At 67.5% G+C, this 3118-nt stretch carries 3 protein-coding genes; 1 reads left to right on the plus strand and 2 read right to left on the minus strand.

Annotated features, from left to right (window positions below):
• Positions 1–122 precede the first annotated feature (122 nt).
• Positions 123–650, plus strand: coding sequence for an esterase/lipase family protein (locus ACFV7Q_RS38595; RefSeq protein WP_385435626.1), 528 nt, complete (start codon positions 123–125; stop codon positions 648–650).
• Positions 651–993: 343 nt separating this feature from the next.
• Here the strand turns inward: ACFV7Q_RS38595 and ACFV7Q_RS38600 are convergent, their stop codons facing one another.
• Both ACFV7Q_RS38600 and ACFV7Q_RS38605 read right to left on the minus strand, forming a co-directional pair.
• Positions 994–1653: a hypothetical protein gene (locus ACFV7Q_RS38600; protein WP_385435627.1), complete on the minus strand. Its 660-nt coding sequence runs from the start codon at positions 1651–1653 to the stop codon at positions 994–996.
• 725 nt (positions 1654–2378) lie between these two features.
• Positions 2379–2963 carry a hypothetical protein gene (locus tag ACFV7Q_RS38605; protein WP_385435628.1) on the minus strand — a complete coding sequence of 195 codons (585 nt, stop codon included), beginning with the start codon at positions 2961–2963 and terminating at the stop codon, positions 2379–2381.
• Positions 2964–3118 lie beyond the last annotated feature (155 nt).

The following is a 3118-nucleotide window of genomic DNA, read 5'->3' on the forward strand; positions in this document are numbered from 1 at the left end:
ACACCTCATCGCCACCTGGACCGGCACCTGCCCCACCTGCCAGCAAACCATCCCCTGGCAGCCCTACGACACCACCTAACAAAGCACTACTAGGACGCGAGCTGGCGTGGAAGATCCACGACATGTATTCCGTCAAGGGGCAGACCGTCGACGTTGTCGCCCATTCCATGGGCGGGCTCATAGTCCGTGCTGCACTGGCCGGATACGCACAGGGCGACCCGACCTGGCCGAAGAAGCTGCTTGTGGAAGATGTCGTAACTCTGGGCACCCCGCACAAGGCCGCTTGGTTGGGCGCTCTCTGCCTCTCTAACCTTCAGTGCCAGGAGATGTACTACCCGAACCACGCCTTCCGCCGCTGGCTCGGACCGAATCTCCAGCAAGCACAGGGGGGAACGGACTGGACCCTTATCAGCTCAAACGCCGACTTCTCCGTCAGTGCTGGGAACGGCGCCCCCACTGACGTTGGGGCGCAGCACCTGGTGCGCTACTCGGAGCGAGCGAACCTTGACCACGCCATGCTGCGTACGGTAAGGACGGGCGTCTACCCACTTCGATACACCAACAACGGTGGCGCCTGGGGATCCCTGACACGCGGCGCCGCGCCCCTTCGAGCAGCCATGAACGCCCTGTATTGGCACAACCGATGGTGAACCTCTCCCACACTGCGCGGTCTGGCGCGGTCCTGCATTCGGGACGTCAGCGGCTGGGACCAGCCGGGCCCAACTACGGCTGACCCACCCAGCCCGCGGAACGACGCCAGCCCCGACGACGGGCACGGAATCACCTCTCGAAGAAACGCTGACATCTACTCTGCGCGGCAGCGACATTCACTCTGCGCACGACAGATCCATTGGATCTTGCATGTGGCTGTCGTGCGCAGCGTTATGCCGGTGGGAACGCAAAGTCCGTGTCAGTAGGCAATGGCCGACCGGGGCGCGGTGGAGGGCCTCTGCCGCCGTGCGGCACTGCCGCACGGCAAGGGGCGGCGGACGTTCAGCGGGAGAGCCAGACGCGCCCGGCAGCGGCCGGGCGGGCGAAGACGTCGCCGAGCTCTCCGTGCACGAAGGCCCGGATGGCCTCGGCGACCTGGTGGGCGCCGGCGGGGGACGCCGGAGCCATGACCGGCACACGGCGGACGTGCATGTCACTGAAGGCGAAGAACCAGCCTCCGTCGTTCGAGATGGCGACGAGAATGGCGGAGTCGCCGCTCTGTCCACCTCGCGGGGTGGCAGGGCCGCGGTCTACGACGACATAGTCGCGGCGTGCGCCGAGCTGGGCCCTGAGGCCGATCTCCTCGGAGACCAGAGCCCCGAACAGGAAGCCCGTCAGGGAGGTGACCTCCGCCTCGGTGCGCTCGGACTCCAGGGTCTCGGCGCTCAGGGACCCGAACGGGACACGCTTGGCCTGTTCGATGCACCATTCCAGCATGACGGCGAGGTCGCTGCCCGGTGTGGGCAACCACGGCTCCGTCGGGTGCGGCCTACCCGGTCCCACGAGCGCGACATCCGTAGGCCAGCACGGCTGCAGCGTCATTTCGAGCAGGTCCGGTCCCAGGTTCGCGTTGGTGACCACGATCAGCTGGGGAATGCCGACACGGCGCCCGGACGTGTGCTCGTCACGGATCCTGGCGAACTGATCGACGGCTCCCTGCACGGCGCTCCACGTCAGGCTGCCCTGGTGGGTTTTGACCTGCAGATATAGGTCCCGGTCGTCGAAGACGACCTCGACGTCCTAGTCGCGTTCCACTCGAAGTAGTCGCGCGTCCGCCTCTCGCAGCTGCAGAAGGCATCCGACCGCGTAGAGATGTTGGTAAGCGAACCCGCGATGTAGCGATGTGATGCGCCGAAGCTGTGCGCCATCGAGGGCCTCCGGAGCCTCTCGACCACCGTGAAGTTCGGCATCAGTGGCTTCCCCCTGCGATTCATCTGCCTGCATCGCACCAGGGTAGAGACGCGCCCTGTTGACGACACGGGCCGAACCGGACATTGCGTTCTCCAGGATTCAAACAGAAACATTTTTGGGTGCCAGCTGTGCTCTGACCTGGGCACCGAGGAAGTCGTCGCGTTCGAAGCTGCCCCCAGCCACCCCCGACCGTCTGGCCACAATGGCCCGGACTGTCGGGTCCGCCGGTCGCCCGTGGCTCGGACCGCAGTCGGCTGGGCAGCAGCGAGCGGTCAAAGTTCACTGAGATCGGTCAAGGTTCAGTGAGACCGGACATCCGCCCAGCCTGGCGAGTTTTACGGCCGTAAAACCGCCACGGCCGACAGGTCCTGAAAAACGCAAGAAGCGGCCCCCGCCGCCCGGATCGAGGTCCGGATGGCGGGGGCCGCTGGGGGCCGCTGGGACCGTGGTGATCCCGGCGGCCGGGCGGGTGGGGGTCAGCGGGTGACCGGGACGGGCGCGGCCTTGTGGCTGTTGCGGTGCGCGGTCTGCGCTGGTTCGGCGAGGACGCGGAGGCCGTGCGGCTCGCCGACCGGGCCGCAGGTGCTGCACATCACGGCGTAGTTTCGGCGGCCGGCCCATCCGGAGTCGGGGTCGCGGGGCTTGCCGGAGGGGCGGACCGCGTGGGTGCACTCGGTTCCGTCCGGGTGGAGCGGGGCGATCTTCACGCTGATGCGCGCCATGGGTTTCGTCTCCTGGTTGGGTTCGGGGAGGGGCAGTTGGCGGGGCGCGGCCGCGGGGGTGCGGCCGCGGGTGGGGCGCGGCGGGGTGGGCGGCTCGGTGCGGACGAGTGCGGTCTCGGGGAGGAGTCCGAGCTGTCCGGCGGCGGCTGCGCGGGCGGCGAGGGTGAGTGAGCGGGTGACCCGGTGGTGTCCATGGTCGATCCGCAGGTGGCACAGCTGGCAGGCGGCGAGCAGGTTCTCGATCCGCGGCCTGGTTCTCCTGCCCGAACACGGTCCGGACTGCGAGAACGGCTGCCGTTGAGACCTCGACCTGCTCGGCGCTGGGGCAGAAGCGGACATGTCGCCGGTGGCACTACTGAGCGCCACCGAAATTCCGACCATGGGTTTGCTCCAGCCGCCTAGTAGTGCTTGGTCAGGTTGGTTCGCGGGTGGCGTGTCTGGCTGATGGCCTGTGTCGTTGATCGGGTGTGATGGCTGAGGAGTTGGCTGCGGTC

It is taken from the genome of Streptomyces sp. NPDC059851 (assembly GCF_042732005.1).
Lineage (GTDB): Bacteria > Actinomycetota > Actinomycetes > Streptomycetales > Streptomycetaceae > Streptomyces.